Raw genomic sequence first — 18,262 nt, 5'->3', positions numbered from 1 at the left:
GTCCCCCGATCGTTCCCGCGTCGCCGAGCAGCCTCCCGATGCAACGGCGATTACTGTGATTACAGTGATACAACGGAGTGGACGGCGGTCCACCGCAGGGAGGGAACGGGAGCCGATGAGTCTTCGTCAGTTCGAGTACGCCCTGGCCGTCGCCCAGGAGGGCTCGGTGACGGCGGCGGCGGAGCTGCTGCACGTCGCTCAGCCGTCGATGTCCCAGCAGATCCGGAACCTGGAGCGCGAACTCGGCGTGCAACTGTTCGCCCGTACGCCGACCGGTCTGGTGCCCACCGTGGTCGGCCGCGCGTTCCTGCGGGAGGCGGAGGCCGCGGTGAGCGCGGCGCGGCGGGCGAGAGCGACGGCGCGGGCCGGCGCCGACGAGCTGGTGGGCGAGCTGGTGGTCGCGGCGCAGATGGGGCTGGGCACGCGGCAGTTGCCGGGCGCGCTGGGCGCGCTGCGCAGCCGCTTCCCACGGCTGGAGGTCACCGTCTTCGAGGAGCCGAACCTCGCCGAGCTGGAGCGGCTGGCGCGCCGGGGCGTCCTGGACCTCGCCCTGGTGGCCGGGCCATGCGGGGAAGAGCTGTACGAGGGCCACCGCCTCGGCGACGAGGAGTTCGTCGTGGTGCTGGGCGCCGGGCACCCGCAGCTCGCCGCCGACCGGGTCGAGCTGCGCGAGCTGGAGCGGGAGCCGTGGGTGCGGTTCGACCACAACAGCGCGCTCGACGGTGTACTGCGGGACGTGCTGCGGGACAACGAGCTGGCCCCGACCACGGCCGCCCGCGTGTCCCAGACGGCGACGGCCGTGCACTGGGCCGTCCACGGGCTGGGGGTCACGCTCGTCCCCGCATCCGCGGTGCCCCACGGCCACGAGCACCTCGCGCGCCCGGTGTTCCCGGTCGTTTCCCAGCCCGTCGTCGCCGCGGTCCGGCCCGGCTCGGGCCCGGCGGAGACGGCCCTGCTCGAACTCCTGCGTCAAGAGAGCTGGTACAAGGCCGCGTCCTTCTCACCGGTGTCCTGACCGCCGAGGAAGCAGGTGAAGGCGGTGATCGCCCCGAGGGCGGCGGTGGTGCCGCCCTCGAAGTTCCATCGGGTGTCAGCGGTGCTCTTCGATCTTCAGGTCGCCTCTGGTCACGGTGCGGATGTGGTCACTGGCGAGGATGTCGTGCGGGAAGCCGAGGTCGATCGCGCCGGCCTCGTTGAGGCGGGCCAGTTGGGAGGCGGTGAAGTCGACCTCCAGGGCGCCCAGGTTGTCCTCCAGTTGCGCGGGGGTGCGGGCGCCGATGATCGGTGCCGTGACGGCCGGGTTCTGCAGGGTCCAGGCCAGCCCGACCTGGGCGGGGGTTCGGCCCAGCTCCGCGGCGACGTCCTTCACGACGTCGGCGATGGCGAGGTTGCGTTCGGTGAGCGCGCCCAGGCCGACGTTGAAGCTCTTGCGGGTGCCGTCGGATGCGACGTTCGTCGCGGTCAGGTCGTCGCGGCTGTACTTGCCGGTGAGCACCCCTCCGGCCAGTGGTGAATAGAGGACCACTCCCAGCCCCATCTCGCGCGCCATGGGGATCAGGTCGCGTTCGCCGGCACGCTGGATCAGGTTGTATTCGATCTGCAGCGCGACCAGCGGCGACCAGCCGCGCAGGTCGGCGATCGCCTGCATGCGCGACACCTGCCAGGCCGGGGCGTTGGAGATCGCCACGTACAGGACCTTGCCCTGCCGGACCAGGTCGTCCATGCCGCGCAGGATCTCCTCGACCGGCGTCGTGGAATCCCACACGTGCAGGTAGAGCAGGTCGATGTAGTCGGTGTTCAGCCGTCGCAGACTGTTCTCCACCGACGCGAACAGGTTCTTACGGTGAGCGCCCCCGGAATTCGGATCCCCGGGCCGGCGCAGCGTCGTGTACTTCGTCGCCAGCACCAGGCTCTCGCGATTGTCGCGGGTGAATTCGCCCAGCAGGCGCTCAGAACTACCATTGGTGTAGGTGTCGGCGGTGTCGATGAAGTTGCCGCCGCGCTCGACGTAGAGGTCGAACAATTTTCGCGCCTCGTCCTGCTCGGCGCCCCAGCCCCACTCGGTGCCGAAGGTCGCCGCACCCAGCGCCAACGGCGAGACGCGAAGCCCGGAACGGCCCAACAACCGGTAGGTGTCGAGGGTGAGCGACATCGTGTCCTCCTGCGCTTTCATCCATTGTCGAGAACAAGTCGACGGTGCGCTGAGCGCGAATCTTCGGAAGAATCGCGGTCGGCGCCTCATCGAGCTGTTTCACGGTACGGCCGGAAAATGGCAGGAGGCAAAGACGAAATGTCAGCAGGCGCCATAGGGGATTCCTATTGGCCCCGGCTCCCTCCGCCCGTGGCCGGCTCGGGAAGCCGCGCCGGAAAGCCGGCCTCGGGCATGGACACGCCGCGGCACGTCAGTTCGACGCTGCGGCGAGGACGGGGTAGTCGGTGTAGCCGCGGTGGTCGCCACCGTAGAACGTGGCCGGGTCGGCCTCGTTCAGCGGCGCGCCCGAACGGATGCGGGCCGGGAGGTCCGGGTTGGCCAGCGCCATCGTGGCGACCGTGATGACGTCGGCCAGACCGGCGTCGAGATCGGCGACACGCGCGTCGACGTCGGCGCCCGCGCGGTTGAGGAGCAGGGCCGTCGGCGATCTCGACGCCGTCGAAACCGGCGGCGATGGCGGCCGACGCCGCGTGGCGGAATTCGTCGACCACGCCGGCGACCTCCTCGGCTGAGCGATCTCGGGATCCAACGAGAGTGACATGATTCGTTCTTCTTTCCGTGCTTGGGAGGATCAGGCGGCGGGCGCGACGATGACGACCTTGCCGTGCAGGGTGCCCGCGGCGGCCTGGGCGTGGACTGCCGGCAGCTCGGCCAGCGGCACGCGCTGGGCGACGTCGACGCGCAGCTCGCCGGAGTCGGCCAGCGCCACCAGCCGCGACAACTGGTCGGCGTCACTGCGGACGAACATGTCGATGCCGCGTACGTCGCGCTCCTCGTCGGAGGGCGCGGGCATCCACACCGTCGTGTTCACCAGCACGCCGCCGGGACGGATCAGACCGACCAGCGCGGCCAGCCGCTCCGGGTCGACCGGCGCGAGGTTGAGCACGACGTCGACCGGCTCGCTCACCGCCGCGGTCACCTCGGTGGTGGTGTGGTCGATGACCTCATCGGCGCCCCAGGCCGTGACCTGCTCGCTGCTGCGCGGGCCGGCCGTGGCGATCACGTACGCGCCGGCGTTCTTCGCCAGCTGCACGGCGTAGCCGCCGACCGCTCCGCCCGCACCGTTGATCAGCACCCGCTGCCCGCTCGTGAGCTCGGCGTGGTCGAAGAGCGCCTGCCACGCGGTGAGGCCCACCAGCGGCAACGCGGCGGCGTCGGGCAGCGGGACGCTCTTGGGCGCCGCCGTCAGGACCTCGGCCGGCGCGAGGACGTACTCCGCGGCCGCGCCGACCCCCGTCATCGGCAGGAAACCGACGACCTCGTCGCCGACCTCGATGCCGTCCACGCCCTCGCCCAGCGCGTCGACCGTGCCGGCGACGTCGAGGCCGGGAGTGTGCGGCAGCGTCACCGGGATGGGACCTTGCATGAAGCCCGCGCGGATGTTGCCGTCGACCGAGTTGAACGACGTCGCGGCGACCCGGACCCGTACCTGGCCGGCACCGGGGACGGGCTGCTCCACGTCCTCGTAGCGCAGGACGTCGGGGTCGCCGTACTCGTGGAAACGCACTGCCTTCATTGCGGAGCTCACTTCCGATGGAGGGGATTGCTTCGAACTTGAAGCAACTAGGGATGACCTTACGACCGCTTCGAATTCGAAGCAAGCGCTGATGTCTGTGCGGTGGGTCACAGCCCTGAGGGGGCAAGGTGATCGACATGCGCCCCGTGAGAGGCGGAGACTCGCCGGCGGCGAGGCGCCCCCGGCTTCGGCGGCGGACGCAGGTCAACTCTGGAAACGCCGGTATGCGGGAAACGTGTACCGGCGCGACAGCGGATGGAACTCCGGCGACAGCGCCATCGGTACGAGGGACAGGGGATGCGCAGACCGCGATTTCATGGTCCGGACGGCAGAGTCGGCACGTTCACCGTCGACGCCGACTCCACCGGCGCCGGCCGGGGGACCTGGGAGCCGTTCATCGATGCCTGGAACGACCGCATGGGAGACCTGTACCCCCTCCCGGAATTCACCGCCTCCACGGTCGACGGCTTCCAGGGAACGATGCGCTCGGTGACCTTGGGGAGACACCGCCGTCAACGAGCTCTGGGCGTCCTCACCCCTGAGCACTCAGGCAGTCGGAGCCCAGGAGCAGGACCTGGTGCGGCTCCACGTCGGGCTGCGCGGCGGTCTGACCCTGCGAGACCCTCATGATCAGGGCGGCGACGCGTACGTCTCGGCCGGCACCTACTACGCCCACCACTGCGTGACGGAGAATCACTTCCACTCCACTCCCGTGATCGGCGCCCGCATCTTCATCTTCCCCGGCGGCGATCTGCGGGCCCTCGTCAGCGGGAGGCCACGCACCGGTCAGGTCGCGTCGCCCTCGGCACAGATCCTCATGGCGCACACCAGCATGCTGCAGCGAACCCTGGGCGGCCTCGGCCCGGCCGGCGCCGACGCGTCCCGCAGCGCCCTGCACGAACTGGCCAGGGGACTGATCCTCGACCACTTCGACGACCGCGAGCCCACCTTCGTCCCGGCACTGGCACAAGCGGCCAAAGACCTGGCCGACGCCCGGCTCACCGACGCCGAACTGTCGTCCACCACGATCCCCCGGCAACTGCACGTCTCGGTCCGCACACTCCAGCGGGCCGTCGCGGATCTGGACGAGCCGTTCAACGCCTATGTCCGCCGCCGGCGTCTGGAGGAGGCGGCCGAGGCGCTCATCGCTCCCCGGTCACCGCTGAGCGTGTCACAGGCCGCGGCGCGCTGGCATTTCAGCGACAGCAGCCACTTCATCCGGTCCTTTTCTCCCTTACGCCCGGAGCGTCGGCACCCGGAGATACCGGGTGTAGCGTGAGGTAATCATGGCTGGTCCGAAGGCCCGCTGCCCAGCCGGCAACCTTCCGGTGGAGGTCGAAGAGCTGGTCGGGCGCCGGCGCGAGGCGGCCGACGTCAAGCGGCTCCTCTCGTCGGCCCGCATCGTGACGCTCACCGGCGTCGGCGGGGTCGGCAAGACGCGACTGGCCCTCCGGGTGGCCGCAGAGGTGACGCGGGCGTTCCCCGACGGAGTCTGGCTCGTCGAGCTGGCGGAACTCACCTATCCCGAGGCGCTGCCGGAGACGGTGGGCGCCGCGCTGGGCATGCGCGACCGCTCCACCGCGCCGACGGTGGCCAGGCTGATCGACTACCTGAGACACCGACGGCTGCTCCTGGTCCTCGACAATTGCGAGCACCTTGCGGATGCCTGCGCGATCCTGGTGAGTGAGCTGTTGAAGGCCGCTCCCGGCGTGCGGGTCCTGGCGACGAGCCGGGAGCTGCTGAAGATCGCCGGCGAGCACGTGTTCGAGGTGCCCCCGCTGTCCGTACCGGCGGAAGACGAGCCGTTGGGACCAGGTGACCTGCTGCGCTACGAGGCGATCCGCCTGTTCGCCGACCGAGCGGCCGCCGTCGTCCCGGATTTCGAGATCACGGCCGCGAACGGCCCGACGGTGGCCCGGATCTGCCGGCTCCTGGACGGGATTCCGCTGGCCATCGAGCTGGCGGGGGTACTACGGCGATCGATGTCGTTGGATCAGATCGTCGCACGACTGGGCGACCGCTTCCGCCTGCTCACCGGCGGGAGCCGCACCGCGCTGCCCCGCCAGAGGACACTGCGGGCACTGATCGACTGGAGCTATGACCTCTGCTCGGCGGCCGAGCGCATGCTGTGGGAACGGCTGTCGGTCTTCACCGGCGGGTTCGATCTGGCCGCGGCGGAACAGGTCGCGTCCGGCGAGGGGATCGCCGCCGATGAGGTCCTCGGGCTGATCGCGGGTCTGGTGGACAAGTCCATCGTCGGCCAGGACAGGAACGGCAGACGTTACTGGCTGCTGGAGACCGTCCGCCAGTACGGATGGGACCGCTTGACCTCATCCCCGCAGGGACCGGATCCCGTCCGGGTCCGCCATCGGGACCATTACCGGCGATTGGCCACCGAGTCGGAGGAGGACTTCTTCAGCCCGCGTCAGATGGAGTGGGGAGCCCGGCTGTCGGCCGAACACGCCAACCTACGAGCCGCGTTGGACTTCTGCCTGAGCGAGCCCGGACATGCGGACGCCGGGCTGGAGATCGCCGCCTCCCTCTGGCATTACTGGATCTTCGTCTCCGGCAGGGTCGCCGAGGGCCGTCGATGGCTCGAACACGCACTCGCCCTGGAACGGCGACCGGGGCCCTCGCGGAACAAGGGGCTGTGCGTCTGCGGCTGGCTCGCGCTGCTGCAAGGTGACGCCGTGGTCGGCCTGGCCATGCTCGAGGAATGCCGTGGCGTGGCGGAGCGGATCGGCGACGAGGACGCCCTCGCCCAGGTCGCCCAACTCTTCGCGCTGGCCGAGATGCTTCGAAGCGAGCCCGACCCTGCCCGGGCCGTGTCGCTGTTCGAGCAGGTCCTGACCCGGCACCGCGCGAGAAACGACCTCAACGGCCTGTGGGTCACGCTCTATCAGGTGACCATCATCGAGGCTCTTCGGGATCCCGACCACGCGGGAGACCTGGGCGAGCAGGGCCTGGCTCTGTGCGACCGCCACGAGGCACTCTGGTCGAAGTCCCTTCTGCTGTGGGCCACCGCGTACACCTGGTGGTGGCGTGGCTGCCACCGCCGGACCGTCACGCTCCTGCGGGAGGCCCTGCGCATCAAACAGCTCTCCTACGATCCCTGGGGCAGCACGTACTGCCTGGCGACGATGGCCTGGCTCGCCGAGGCGCGCGGCGAGCACCCGCGCGCCGCCCGGTTGTTCGGTGCCGTCCACGCGCTGGACCAATTGATGGGCGCGTCACCTACTCATCTCAGTTGGCTCGCCCGGTTCCACGAGTGCTGGGAGACGCGGACGCGCCGGGCGATGGGCCCCGAGGCGTTCGCCTCCAGCTTCGAGCGCGGCACGGGCATGTCCCTGAGCGAGGCGATCGCGTTCGCGCTCGAGGAGAAGCCGGTCGCCGCCTCGGCGAAACCGTCACCACCGGCGCGCGAGGATCTCCCCATGCTCACTCCACGGGAACGAGAGGTCGCGGAACTGGTCGCACAAGGGCTGAGCAATAAGGACATCGCCGCCAAGCTCGTGATCGCCCAGCGTACGGCCGAAGGCCACGTCGAGCACATCCTCACCAAGCTCGGATTCACCTCGCGAGCGCAGATCGCGGCATTGGTGACGGCGGCGCGTGACGTGCCGGGGCCGGACGGCGGGATCATGGCGGCGCACCCCCGTTGATCAGCCGTGACGTTCTGCGCGACGGCTGGCCTGGTAGCCCGGATCAGGCCGCGGGTAGCTCGAACCAGACCACCTTGCCGATCGTCGCGCGGGCGTACCCCCAGCGACTGGACAGTGACTCCACCAGGTGCAGTCCGCGTCCTCCCTCGTCCTCGTCGTCGACCGGGCGCATGCGCGGATACCGTGGGCCGGCGTCCGCGACCTCGAACCGCAGTACGCCGCCGAGGAATCGAATGTTCAGCCGAATCGGGCCGACGCCATGCTGCAGAGCGTTGGTGATCAATTCGCTGATGAGCAGTTCGGCCGTCTCACGGTGCTCGGCGAACCCCCAACCGGCCAGCTGATCGGCGGTCAGATGGCGGGCGCGGGCCACCGAGGGCGGTGATGAAGGAAGTGACCAGGAGACTCGCCCGGGGGCGTTGGATTCGGTGATCGGATTCACGCCGCCCACTCCCGGGCGCTGCGGTCGGCCGGACCGGTACGCCCGCCGGCGGACGAGCCTGCCGGGTCCGTAGAAGTTCACCGCACCGCGGCGGAGCAGTCTTGATCCCTTGCTCTGTGTCCAGAACGTTCGCGGGCGGACAGCCGTGCGCTGGTACTGATGCATGATGCTCTCGGCTCCTTACCGAGCGTTGAATGGATTCCTCTCGGCATCTGCCAGACTGTGGCTGAGCGTCACCTATCGACACGGGGGAAGCACCTGTGTGGGTACCCGTTCCGTACCTGGGTAGGTGCCGCGAGGCGGCTGTTATCGTGCCGACCGTGACGCCCTCTGACTGGTCGGATATCGGTGAACGGCTTGCGCGCCTGGCCGCTGAGGCGGGTGCCGGTGAGATCTTCGGTTCGAGCAGTCACCGGTGGTGGCTTGAGCCGCCCCTGAGCGCCGCCGAGTTGGACGAGGTCGAGGGCCAGTTGGGGGTGGAGCTGCCGGGCGAGTACCGGTCGTTTCTCCTCGGGGCGGGGAGCGGAGGGGCCGGGCCGGCGTACGGTCTGTTTCCCGTCCGTCGAGTCGAGGGGCGATGGCGGTGGGAGGGCGACGGGGCCGAGCTGACCGACCTCGCCACGCTGGCCCGGCCTTTTCCGCACGTTGAGGCGTTCAACCCGGCCGATGGGCTGCCCGACCCGCCGGACGAGGACGACTACGACTCGTTGGACGCCTTCAACGCCGCCGAGGACGCTTACTGGGAACGGCACGACCAGGTCGTCTTCCGACCCGAGCATTCGCTCGGGCTGTTGTACCTATGTCACCTGGGCTGCGCGCAGCGCGAGGTGCTCGTCGTCAGCGGACCGGCGAGAGGCCAGATGTGGGCTGATGACACCGCCGACGACGGCGGTTTCCGGCCGCTGGCCGACGATGACGGAACGCCGCTGGGATTCGCCCGGTGGTATCGACAGTGGCTGGACAACGCCGAAGCCCGGTTGTCCCGCGGCCTACCTGCTTGAGACCGCCGTCGGTTCGGTAGACCGGCGGCCACGCCCGGTCTCCCCTCCCGCTCGGCTCGACCGAGCGAACACCGAGTGAGCACGCCGTGTTCGTCCGGCGGTTGGCGGCCGTCGGCCGCATCGCCACCGGCCGTGCCGAGGGTGTGGCGTGCGCTGGAGCGTAGCCGGGACTCGAGTGCCTCCGCGTCATTGCGGAGGTGCGGCAGCCCGCGCGCCGCGAGGTTGTCCCGCTGCTACATGGGCCCGCGTTCCTCGCCAGAGCACGCCTGCGACTCCTGAGCGACGAAACGCCGGGCCAGGACGCCGCTGCACAAGCGATCACCGCTTAACCTGCGGGAACGGATCAGGCGAAGGCCGACTCATTCGCCACTCGGCTGGACGTAACCAAGCGGGCCAGGCCCCAGGGATGAAGGTGGAGCGCCCCACCGGACGAACGACCTTCGCCCTTGGAGCCTGGCCTGCTCGGCTTCGTCTGGGGCGTCCTCATTCCCTTTCAGATGGCTGCGGACCCGTCCGGGAGTCTGCAGCACCGCTGCTCATTGCTCGCGCCCCTTGTGGGTCTTCGTGGCTTTGCCCGACGGGGTCGTGCAGGGCGCATCACCGGTCGCGCCGCAGCGCGGGCACGCGGCGGGCGCCGTGGCCGGCTCCGTGGCCGACTCGGTGGCCGACTCGGTGGCCGACTCAGCGGCCGGCTCGGTGGCCGGCTCAGCGACCGGCTCCGTGGCCGGCTCAGCGACCGGCTCCGTGGCCGACTCGACGGCCGATTCGGTGGCCGGCTCGGTGGCCGGCTCGGTGGCCGACTCAGCGACCGGCTCAGCGACCGGCTCGGTGGCCGACTCAGCGACCGGCTCCGTGGCCGGCTCAGCGACCGGCTCGGTGGCCGGCTCAGCGACCGGCTCCGTGGCCGACTCGACGGCCGATTCGGCGACCGGCTCCGTGGCCGGCTCAGCGACCGGCTCCGTGGCCGACTCGGCGGCCGACTTGGCGGCTGGCTCCGTGGCCGACTCGATAGCCGGCTCGGTGGCAGGCTCGGGCTCCGGTGCCTCATGGACGGGGGCGGCCGCTCCGCCGAGCGGGTCGCTGGTCGAGCGGGGGTCGCGTCCCTTTTTCTCTCGGATGTACGCCTTGACGCGGTCGATGATCTTCACGGTCGGGGGGCTCCTTAGCGTCGGCTACCGGGCCGCGCGGGCAGGCTGGACACGGTCTCTCGGATCGCGTCGGTCCGTTCGGCGTCGACCTGGTCGCGCTCCTCGAAGGTCATCAGATCGTAGGGCAGGCCACAGCTGTACTCGTCCATGAGGACCTGTCACAGACTTGCGCCGGCCTGCTGCGGGACGGCTGAACCGTCCAGCTCGGTCCACGGCTGTCCAGGGCCGGGTTAGCGAACCCGTTAGCGAAAAGGCCCCTTGCGTGATCGCAGGAGGCCTTTGAGCTGGGCGCAGCCGGAGGGATTCGAACCCCCAACCTTCTGATCCGTAGTCAGATGCTCTATCCGTTGAGCTACGGCTGCTGGCGTCCAAGAGTGTAGCGGCACTCTGGGGGGACACGCGAATCGGATACCGCGGCGCCCCGGCGGCGGGTCGGAGTTGCCGGTGGGGCCGCCGGTCCGGACGGCCTCGCGTGAGTGCCGGTCCTCTCCGCGACCACGTCCCGGACGTGACCTCCGCGCGGTTCCGGCCGCAGGAGGTGTCCGACGTCACCGTCCCGACGACCGCCGGCCGGCGGGCCGGGCCTCGCGACGGCGGGCACGGGGGTCGCGCGGGGTCCCGGGTGCGGGGTACCCGGGCCACTCGTCCGGCGGTTCGGCCGCTGAGCGATCTTTCTGCAAACGCGGAGGGGATTCGCGTTCGGCCATCGAAAAACAGATCAAGCTCACGGCTTTTGCGGTAATTCGGGTGATCTTGTGACCTATCCTTGACACTGGTGTAAACAGGAGCCGCGCCGTCCGATATCTGGAGCACGTGCATGGCAAGGTGGTCCGCGTTCGCCCCCACCGCCGACAGGCGCCTGGTGAAGGCGCTGCACGAGGGGGACGAAGAGGCGCTGGCGACGCTCTACGACGTTTACGCCGAGCGGCTGTACGACTACTGCGCGGCACTTCTGGGCGATCTCAAGGCCGCCGAGGAGGTCGTGCACGACACCCTGATCGACGCGTCGCGCCGCGCCCCGCGGCTACGGGAGCGCGAGCGGCTCCGCGCCTGGCTGTACGCCGCCGCCCGGCGGCGCTGTCTCCTCCGCAAGCGGCCGGCCGCGATGGCGGACGACGAGGCGTTCGCCCGGCTGGACTTCTTCGACCGGGAGGTCCTCTTCCTCGTCCACCGGCACGATCTGACCGGCGAGGACCTGGCCGCGACACTCGGAATCACGACGCTGCGCGCTCAGCGACGTCTGCACCGGGCCACGCAGCAGTCGCCCGAGGCCGAGGACATCGTCGGGGCGGTCCCGGTCCCGGAGCCTCCCGCTGCGCTCCGGCACCGGGTGCTGCACGCGGGAACGGACCCGGAGCTCGCCGGGTACCGGACGGAGATCGCCGCGCGTGGCGGCGCGCTGACGGCCGAGGGGATGCCCCGGCAGCCGGACGCGCCCTCCCGGCTGGCGCGGCGCTGGGCGTTCGCGAGCGGTGGGTCGGTGGCGGCGCTGGCGACCGCCGTCGCGGTGATGATGTTCATCGGCCCGAACGTGGCCGTGCCGGACCTGCAGTGGCCGGGCGGCGGTAAGCCGCGGACGGGCACGCCGGCGACCCGGGCGACGCCGCCGCGCGGTGGGCCGGTCGTGACCCGGCCACCGGCCGCGTCACGCTCCCAGGGGCAGACGGGCCCCGAGACGGGCCCGCAGCTCATGCCGTCGCCCACTCCGAGCAGGTCGCACCGGCCGCCGAAGTCGCCGCCCAAACCGCCTACGGGCGTCCTCGCGGTGGCGCCCCTCTCGGTCCACATTCAGGGCCGGGGCACGATCGGCGAGATCGGCCTCACCGCTCAGGGCGGCAGGGTCGACTGGACGGCCGCCGACGCCGACCCGAACATCGCGCTGTCCCACGTGAGCGGCGCGATCGCCGCCGGGGAGCACGCCACGCTTCAGGTCATCCTGAAACGGCAGGCCGTCACGCTGCCCGGTCAGACCGTGGTGACGGTGACCGACGGTGGAGGTCGTTCCACCGCGGTCACCGTCTCCTGGGACCTTTCGGTCTTCTGAGTCACGGAGGTGCCGTGCCGCGGTGGTCAGCCCCGGCCGCCGGGCAGGGCGACGAGGTTCGCGCCGCGGTCCGCGCCGCCGGCCTCGCCGAGCGCCCGCAGCACCGGCTGGACGATCTCCTCCTCGGTCGTACGCCGCGGAACGACCTGCTCCTCGGCCGCGCGCCGCTGGACGAAGCCGTGGTAGAGCACGCCCTTGGCGTTCACCCGGACCGGCTGGAAGTCGCGCGGGTCGAGGGAGCAGAAGCCGGTCCGGACGACGTCCTGGTACAGCGTCTGGGACACGATCAGCGCGACGTCCCGGTGCTGCTGGTCGGCGAGGAGCCGGCGCAGCGGCTTGGCGTTGAGCAGCCGGCTGACGACGATGGGGGCGTCGCCCGCCGGGCCGAACGGCCCCGGCGTAAGGGTGCCGTGGTGCAGCGCGACGCGCAGCCGCAGTCGCCTGCCGCCGCTCCGCTCCCGGTTGAACTCCCCGAGGATGGCCTCGAGGCGGCGGGTGAAGTCGCCGACGACGAGCGAGACGTCGACGTCTTCGGGCAGCACCGCGAGCTCGCCGTCGCCGCTGACCTGTTCGTACCAGAGGTTGCGGTCGAGGCCGACGTCCTGCGCGGCCAGGCTGAGGATGGTGCGCAGATCGGTCTGCGCACGCAGCTGGCCACGCGCGTCGCGGGCGCTATATTTCTCTACGTCCACCGCCAGGACAAGGCGGTAGGTAAGGCGAACGTCAGCGTGAACGTCCGTGAGCGGCATGGACACCTCCAAAGCAAACTGGGCTGTGCGCCCCCATTCGCTCCACTTCGGAGAGAGTGTGCCTCTCGGAGGATGACCAGCGCCCCTCTTTTTCGGTACCTTCCCCACGTCCTTCCGGTGACCGGCGAAACCAGCGGACCTTAGACGCGAGAACGGCGCCGGAAGTTCCTTCAGGTAAGCCGAAGGTTACCCAGGCGACAGGTGATCTGTCGGATCACGCCGGCCGATCGACTCGTTCCACCAGGTCAACGAGTCGTAACCGGCAGCGAGGAGAGGGCGTCGACCTCGACGCGGAAGGCACGTGGCAGTCGGTTCGGCGAAGGGCGTTACGCATAAGTCCAGTTTTTGCGGCCTTTAGGGTAATTGCCCGCGACCTTACCGCTTGACGGCCACACCCACGACGCCTGCGAACTTTTCACGCGCCGCCTCATCGCGCTCCGGGCGCCATTCCGTCGGCCCCACCAATCCGGGCTCGAGAACGTCGAACCCGTCGAAGAACCGGAGGATCGCGTCCCGGCTCCGCGCGCCGAGCCGCGCGCTGGCGCCCTCGTACACGCGTTCCGCCCTGGCCATCTTCTCCGGATGCGGATCGGACGACAGGTGGGACAGGATCAGGTGGCTCCCCGGCGCCATCGCCTCGCGGTACCGCGCGACGATCGCCCACGGATCGTCCTCGTCCGGCACGAAGTGCAGCACGGAGACCAGCAGGACGGCCACCGGCCTCCCGAGGTCGATGACGGCCCGTACGTCGGGGTGACCGAGGATCTCCTCCGCCCGGCGAAGGTCCTCCTGGACGAAGCGGGTACGGCCCTCCCGCGACAGGAGCGCCTCCCCGTGCAGCCGTACGACCGGGTCGTTGTCGACGTAGACGACCCTCGCCTCCGGGTCCGCGCGCAGCGCCACCTCGTGGACGTTCTCCCGTGTCGGCAGCCCGGACCCCAGATCCAGGAACTGCCGGACCCCCGCGTCGAGGGCCGTCCGAACCGCCCGGCCGAGGAAGGAGCGGTTGAGCTTCACCCCGCGCAGGACACGCCCCTCGGAGATCCGGATGACCTCCTCGGCCGCCGTCCGGTCGGCGGCGAAGTTGTCCTTGCCGCCGAGCCAGAAGTCGTACATGCGCGCGACGTTCGGCACCGAGACGTCGATCCCCGGCGGCGGCCTCTCGGTCATGGCGTGGATTCTAACGAGGGTGATCTTCGGCCGACCTCGGCCGGAGACGATCCACTCGACTACTTCGAGTGACATTAGGGTAACTAGCTGTCGTGACCGACATAACGGAGGAGGGACGCCGCGACGGCCGGCTCCTGGTCATCGGCGGCGCGGAGAACCGCACCTGCGGGACCGGGCCGCTGAAGGAGTTCGTCTCCCTCGCCGGGGCGGATGAATCCCGGATCGTGGTGGTGACCACGGCGACCGAGAAGCCCGAACAGGTGGCCGCCGAGTACGCGCGGGTGTTCCATCGGCTCGGCGTCTCCTCCGTCACCGAACTCCGGCTCCCGCACCGCGCCGTCGCCGACAGCCAGGACTCGCTCGACGTGCTCCGCAAGGCCACCGGCGTGCTGTTCAGCGGCGGTGACCAGTCCCGCATCCGCAGCCTCGTCGGCTCGAAGGCCAACGCCCTGCTGCGGCGGCGCCTCACCGCCGACGGGCTCGTCATCGCCGGGACGAGCGCGGGCGCGACCGCGATGGGCCGCTGGATGATCCTCGGCGGCGACGGTCACGAGGTCGCGGCCTCCACGGTCCGGATCGGGCCCGGGCTCGGCCTGCTCGACGACGTGCTCATCGACATGCACTTCGCCGAACGAGGCCGGCTGCCCCGTCTCCTCAGCGGCATCGCGCTCGACACGCTGCGGCTGGGCGTCGGCATCGACGAGGACACCGCGATCGTGGTCCGCGAGGGCCGCTTCGAGGTGATCGGCAGCGGGGTCGTGACCATCGTGGACGCCGACCAGGCGACCGTCGGTTACGCCGAGTGCGACGACGATCCGCTGGCCCTCTTCGACGTCCGTCTCCATCTCCTTCCGGCCGGCTGCTGGTTCGACATGGAACAGCGCAAACCGTGGTTCGGCCCCGTACCCGCAGCAGAGGAGTGACCATGCACCTCGAGCATCTGCGCCGGCTGAACGGTCCCAATCTCTACCTCGCGCGACCGGTGGTGATCGCCCGCCTCGATTTAGGAGAACTGACCGGCCGGGAGACCACGGACTTCCCCGGTTTCGCCGAGCGGCTCGTGGCCGCGCTCCCCGGTCTGGCCGAACACCACTGCTCCGCGGGCCGACCGGGCGGGCTGCTGACCGCGATGGCACGCGGAACGTACTTCGGGCACGTCACCGAGCACGTGACGCTGGAACTGTCCGCGATGATCGGCCGGGACGTCTGCTTCGGCCGTACGGTGTCGGCCGGAGCACCGGGACACTACGACGTCATCCTCGAACGCCCGGTGGACGAGCCCGAGGAGTCACCGGTCGTCGGCTGCCTGATCGACCTCGCCGTCCGTACGGTGACGGGCCTGCTGAACGACGGGGACGTCGCGTTCGACGCCGAGCTCGCCGCCCTCGCCGCGACGTACGAGCGGACGAGCCTGGGCGTCAGCACCGCCGCCCTCGCCACGGCGGCCCGGCGGCGCGGCATCCCCGTACGCCGGGTCGACGACCTGAACCTGCTGCAGCTCGGGCACGGACGGCACCGGCGCACGGTCTGGGCCGCGATGACCGACCGGACCTCGGCGATCGGCGTCGAGGCCGCGGGCGACAAGATGCTCACCAAGCGGCTGCTGGAGGGCGCCGGGCTGCCGGTGCCGGAGGGCGTCGTCGTGACGACCGCCGAGGAGGCGGTCGCCGCGTTCGAGAAGATCGGCACGCCCGTCGTGGTCAAGCCCCTCTCCGGCCACCAGGGGGAGAACGTCTGGATCGAGCTGACCGACGCCGGCGAGCTGGCCGCGGCCTTCCGCGCCGCCTCCGCCGAGGGAGGCGCGGCGCTCGTCGAGGCGTACGTCCCCGGCCGCGACCACCGGGTGCTCGTCGTCGGCGACCGCGTGGTGGCCGCCGCCGAACTCAACCCCGCGCGGGTGACCGGGGACGGCAGGTCCACCATCGCCGACCTGGTCGCCGCCGCGAACACCGACCCGGCGCGCGGCGAGGGCCACGACCGGCCGCTGACCCGCCTGGCGCTGGGCGAGACCGAACGCGCGCACCTGGCCCGGCAGGGCCTCGCCCCGGACTCCGTGCCCGCCCCCGGCCGGGTCGTGACGCTGCGCCGCAACGCCAACCTGTCGACCGGCGGGACCAGCAAGGACGTCACCGACCGCGTCCACCCCGACGTCGTACGGCTCTGCCGCCGCGTCGCGACCACCGTCGGCCTCGACATCTGCGGCATCGACCTGCGCCTGCCCGACATCGCCGCCCCGATCCCGGCCGACGCCGGCGCCTCCGGCGTGATCGAGGTGAACGCCTCACCCGGCCTGCGCATGCACCTGGCGCCGTACGAGGGGCGCCCTCGCGACGTCGCCGCGGAGATCATCGACCGGCTCTACCCGCCCGGGACGTCCGGGCGCGTGCCGATCGTGGCCGTCACCGGCACCAACGGCAAGACCACGACGGTCCGGATGATCGCGCACCTGCTGGCCCAGGACGGCCGGCGCGTCGGCATGACCACCACCGACGGCGTGTACGTCGGCGGGGAGCTCGTCTACCGCGCGGACGCCTCGGGCCCGCTGTCCGCGGCGATGGTCCTCGCGGACCGCACCGTGGACGCGGCGGTGCTGGAGACCGCGCGCGGCGGCATCGTACGGCGCGGACTGGGCTACGACCGCGCCGACGTCGCCGTCCTCACCAACATCACCGACGATCATCTCGGCGTCGACGACATCGCCACCGTCGAGGACCTCGTCGAGATCAAGGCGCTCGTCGCCGAGGAGATCCGCCGTGGCGGCCACCTCGTGCTGAACGCCGACGACCCGCGGACCGCCGCGCTCGCCGACCGACCGCGCGTCCGGGACCGCGAGCCCGTCGTCCGCTACTTCGCCCTGTCCGCGTCCGCTCCGCGCGTCGAAGAGCACCTGGGCGCGGGCGGGATCGCCTACTTCGTCGAGGACGGCGCGCTGACCGAGGCCTGCGGAACCGGGAGGTCGCGGATCCTCCCGGCCGCGGACGTCGCCGGGTCGTTCGGCGGACTGGCCCGGCACGTCATCGGCAACGCGCTCGCGGCCGCCGCGGCGGCCCGCGCCCTCGGCATGCCGGCCGACCTGGTCGCGCGCGGACTGCGGACGTTCGACCCGTACGACCTGAATCCCGGACGGGGCTGCACCTTCCGGGTCGAGGACCGCCCGGTCGTCGTCGACTACGCCCACAACCCGGCGGCCGTCGCCGCCGTCGGCGAGCTGATGCGGCGGGTGTGGCGGCGGGACGGCGTGGCGGCCGTGACGCTGCCCGGCGACCGCTGCGACGAGCTGGTGATCGACACCGCCCGCGCGGTCGCCCGGTCCTTCGGCCGCGTGGTGGTGTACGAGGACGAGGACCTGCGGGGCAGGCGGCCCGGCGAGATGGCCCGGCTCATCACCCGCGGGCTCGTCGACGCCCGCCCCGACGTCCGCGTGCACCCGGCCGGCGACCTGAAGGACGCGGTCGGCATCGCGCTGGGCGTGTCCACGCCGGGCGAGCCGATCCTGCTGCTGTACGAGAAGCTGCAGCCGGTCATGGACCTGCTCGACGCGCTCGGGGCGGCCTCGCCGCCGGACGCCCGGTGACCGGCCTTAGAGCCACGCCCGCTCGCTGGCGATCCGGATCGCGTCGATCCGGTTGCGCGCGGCCGTTCGCGTGATCACGCTCGACAGGTGATTGCGCACGGTCTTCACCGACAGGGAGAGCCGGGCGGCGATCTCCGCCGTCGTCGCCCCGTTCGCCGCGATGCGCAGGACCTCGAGCTCGCGCGGGGTCAACGGGTTCTCCTCGACGGCGCGGGCGGTGCCGGCCAGCTCCGGGTCGATCATCCGCCGGCCCGCCGCGACCTGACGGACCACGCGCATGAGGACGTCGGCCGGTGCCTGCCTGCTGAGCAGCCCGAGCGGATCGACGGTCATCGCCCGGCGGACTCCCATGGGGTCACCGCGGTCGGCCAGCATCACCACGGAGCATTCCGCGGCCAGCTCGCGCAGGTGTGCCACGCCCGTCGATCCGGCCGGACCCGGCAGGTCGACGTCGATGACCGCGACGGTGGGGCATAACGTCGCGACCGCCGACGCGAGGCCGTCCCCATGGGACAGGTCGGCGACCACGTGAATATCGGGCTCCCGGTCGAGACAGGCGGACAGCCCTAACCGGAGCAGGTGTACGTGCTCTGCCACCAGCGTACGGATCACCGCGTGCCGTGGGTCGTTCCGTGACGGCGCCCAGCGCCTGAGGCCGGCCCGGCGTTCCGCACGTTGATCGTTCTTATTCATGTATCGCCCCTGTCGACAGCCGTAACGCACTTTGCCCGGCACATCGCAAAT

The 18,262-nt window shown here is 71.0% G+C and carries 16 protein-coding genes and 1 tRNA gene; 7 read left to right on the top strand and 10 right to left on the bottom strand.

Annotated elements, in window-relative coordinates; translation table 11 throughout:
* Positions 1–115: 115 nt before the first annotated feature.
* Positions 116–1,015: a LysR family transcriptional regulator gene (locus NDW01_RS18340; RefSeq protein WP_252822090.1), complete on the top strand. Its 900-nt coding sequence runs from the start codon at positions 116–118 to the stop codon at positions 1,013–1,015.
* Between the two features lie 75 nt (positions 1,016–1,090).
* On the opposite strand, the gene NDW01_RS18335 is transcribed toward NDW01_RS18340, so the two are convergent.
* From NDW01_RS18335 to NDW01_RS18325, 3 genes are all read right to left on the bottom strand, one after another.
* Positions 1,091–2,152 carry an aldo/keto reductase gene (locus NDW01_RS18335; protein WP_252822088.1) on the bottom strand — a complete coding sequence of 354 codons (1,062 nt, stop codon included), beginning with the start codon at positions 2,150–2,152 and terminating at the stop codon, positions 1,091–1,093.
* Positions 2,153–2,402: 250 nt separating this feature from the next.
* Complete coding sequence (locus NDW01_RS44350) at positions 2,403–2,753, bottom strand: hypothetical protein (protein WP_406567730.1); 351 nt, start codon at positions 2,751–2,753, stop codon at positions 2,403–2,405.
* Positions 2,754–2,783: 30 nt separating this feature from the next.
* Positions 2,784–3,728: an NADP-dependent oxidoreductase gene (locus NDW01_RS18325; protein WP_252822086.1), complete on the bottom strand. Its 945-nt coding sequence runs from the start codon at positions 3,726–3,728 to the stop codon at positions 2,784–2,786.
* 577 nt (positions 3,729–4,305) lie between these two features.
* On the opposite strand from NDW01_RS18325, the gene NDW01_RS43855 reads away from it, so the two are divergent.
* Together NDW01_RS43855 and NDW01_RS18315 are read left to right on the top strand one after the other, a co-directional pair.
* Positions 4,306–5,007 carry a helix-turn-helix domain-containing protein gene (locus NDW01_RS43855; RefSeq protein ID WP_252822084.1) on the top strand — a complete coding sequence of 234 codons (702 nt, stop codon included), beginning with the start codon at positions 4,306–4,308 and terminating at the stop codon, positions 5,005–5,007.
* 7 nt (positions 5,008–5,014) lie between these two features.
* A complete protein-coding gene (locus tag NDW01_RS18315) occupies positions 5,015–7,390 on the top strand; it encodes an ATP-binding protein (RefSeq protein WP_252822082.1) in 2,376 nt (791 codons plus the stop codon).
* A gap of 43 nt (positions 7,391–7,433) precedes the next feature.
* On the opposite strand, the gene NDW01_RS18310 is transcribed toward NDW01_RS18315, so the two are convergent.
* Complete coding sequence (locus NDW01_RS18310; protein ID WP_252822080.1) at positions 7,434–7,997, bottom strand: ATP-binding protein; 564 nt, start codon at positions 7,995–7,997, stop codon at positions 7,434–7,436.
* Positions 7,998–8,143: 146 nt separating this feature from the next.
* Between NDW01_RS18310 and NDW01_RS18305 the strand changes: the two genes are divergently transcribed.
* Positions 8,144–8,833, top strand: a complete 690-nt coding sequence (locus NDW01_RS18305) for an SMI1/KNR4 family protein (protein WP_252822078.1) — start codon at positions 8,144–8,146, stop codon at positions 8,831–8,833.
* A 536-nt stretch (positions 8,834–9,369) separates the two neighbouring features.
* On the opposite strand, the gene NDW01_RS18300 is transcribed toward NDW01_RS18305, so the two are convergent.
* The 3 genes from NDW01_RS18300 to NDW01_RS18295 form a co-directional block, all read right to left on the bottom strand.
* Positions 9,370–9,981 carry a hypothetical protein gene (locus NDW01_RS18300; RefSeq protein ID WP_252822077.1) on the bottom strand — a complete coding sequence of 204 codons (612 nt, stop codon included), beginning with the start codon at positions 9,979–9,981 and terminating at the stop codon, positions 9,370–9,372.
* 14 nt (positions 9,982–9,995) lie between these two features.
* A complete protein-coding gene (locus NDW01_RS42995) occupies positions 9,996–10,130 on the bottom strand; it encodes a hypothetical protein (protein WP_256512231.1) in 135 nt (44 codons plus the stop codon).
* Positions 10,131–10,270: 140 nt separating this feature from the next.
* Positions 10,271–10,343 (bottom strand) — tRNA-Arg (locus NDW01_RS18295).
* Between the two features lie 455 nt (positions 10,344–10,798).
* On the opposite strand from NDW01_RS18295, the gene NDW01_RS18290 reads away from it, so the two are divergent.
* Positions 10,799–12,025, top strand: coding sequence for an RNA polymerase sigma factor (locus NDW01_RS18290; RefSeq protein WP_252822075.1), 1,227 nt, complete (start codon positions 10,799–10,801; stop codon positions 12,023–12,025).
* A 26-nt stretch (positions 12,026–12,051) separates the two neighbouring features.
* On the opposite strand, the gene NDW01_RS18285 is transcribed toward NDW01_RS18290, so the two are convergent.
* A complete protein-coding gene (locus NDW01_RS18285) occupies positions 12,052–12,717 on the bottom strand; it encodes a hypothetical protein (protein WP_252822073.1) in 666 nt (221 codons plus the stop codon).
* A gap of 432 nt (positions 12,718–13,149) precedes the next feature.
* On the bottom strand, positions 13,150–13,944 hold the full coding sequence (locus NDW01_RS18280; RefSeq protein ID WP_252822071.1) for an SAM-dependent methyltransferase: 795 nt from the start codon (positions 13,942–13,944) through the stop codon (positions 13,150–13,152).
* Positions 13,945–14,036: 92 nt separating this feature from the next.
* Between NDW01_RS18280 and NDW01_RS18275 the strand changes: the two genes are divergently transcribed.
* A complete protein-coding gene (locus tag NDW01_RS18275; protein ID WP_252822069.1) occupies positions 14,037–14,867 on the top strand; it encodes a cyanophycinase in 831 nt (276 codons plus the stop codon).
* Between the two features lie 2 nt (positions 14,868–14,869).
* Positions 14,870–17,518: a cyanophycin synthetase gene (cphA, locus tag NDW01_RS18270; RefSeq protein ID WP_252822067.1), complete on the top strand. Its 2,649-nt coding sequence runs from the start codon at positions 14,870–14,872 to the stop codon at positions 17,516–17,518.
* Positions 17,519–17,524: 6 nt separating this feature from the next.
* Here the strand turns inward: cphA and NDW01_RS18265 are convergent, their stop codons facing one another.
* Positions 17,525–18,115: a LuxR C-terminal-related transcriptional regulator gene (locus NDW01_RS18265; RefSeq protein ID WP_252822065.1), complete on the bottom strand. Its 591-nt coding sequence runs from the start codon at positions 18,113–18,115 to the stop codon at positions 17,525–17,527.
* Between the last annotated feature and the right edge of the window lie 147 nt (positions 18,116–18,262).

The organism is Actinoallomurus soli, assembly GCF_024055715.1.
In the GTDB taxonomy this organism is placed as follows: domain Bacteria; phylum Actinomycetota; class Actinomycetes; order Streptosporangiales; family Streptosporangiaceae; genus Actinoallomurus; species Actinoallomurus soli.
The sequence above is the reverse complement of the archived record's forward strand: the minus strand, read 5'-3'. Positions and strand labels throughout refer to the sequence as shown.

Coding starts and splice junctions, on each gene's coding strand:
- NDW01_RS18340 (WP_252822090.1), top strand. CDS start 116: ATGAGTCTTCGTCAGTTCGAGTACGCCCTGGCCGTCGCCCAGGAGGGC.
- cphA (WP_252822067.1), top strand. CDS start 14,870: ATGCACCTCGAGCATCTGCGCCGGCTGAACGGTCCCAATCTCTACCTC.
- NDW01_RS42995 (WP_256512231.1), bottom strand. CDS start 10,130: ATGGACGAGTACAGCTGTGGCCTGCCCTACGATCTGATGACCTTCGAG.
- NDW01_RS18315 (WP_252822082.1), top strand. CDS start 5,015: ATGGCTGGTCCGAAGGCCCGCTGCCCAGCCGGCAACCTTCCGGTGGAG.
- NDW01_RS18325 (WP_252822086.1), bottom strand. CDS start 3,728: ATGAAGGCAGTGCGTTTCCACGAGTACGGCGACCCCGACGTCCTGCGC.
- NDW01_RS18310 (WP_252822080.1), bottom strand. CDS start 7,997: ATGCATCAGTACCAGCGCACGGCTGTCCGCCCGCGAACGTTCTGGACA.
- NDW01_RS18290 (WP_252822075.1), top strand. CDS start 10,799: ATGGCAAGGTGGTCCGCGTTCGCCCCCACCGCCGACAGGCGCCTGGTG.
- NDW01_RS18280 (WP_252822071.1), bottom strand. CDS start 13,944: ATGACCGAGAGGCCGCCGCCGGGGATCGACGTCTCGGTGCCGAACGTC.
- NDW01_RS44350 (WP_406567730.1), bottom strand. CDS start 2,753: ATGTCACTCTCGTTGGATCCCGAGATCGCTCAGCCGAGGAGGTCGCCG.
- NDW01_RS18335 (WP_252822088.1), bottom strand. CDS start 2,152: ATGTCGCTCACCCTCGACACCTACCGGTTGTTGGGCCGTTCCGGGCTT.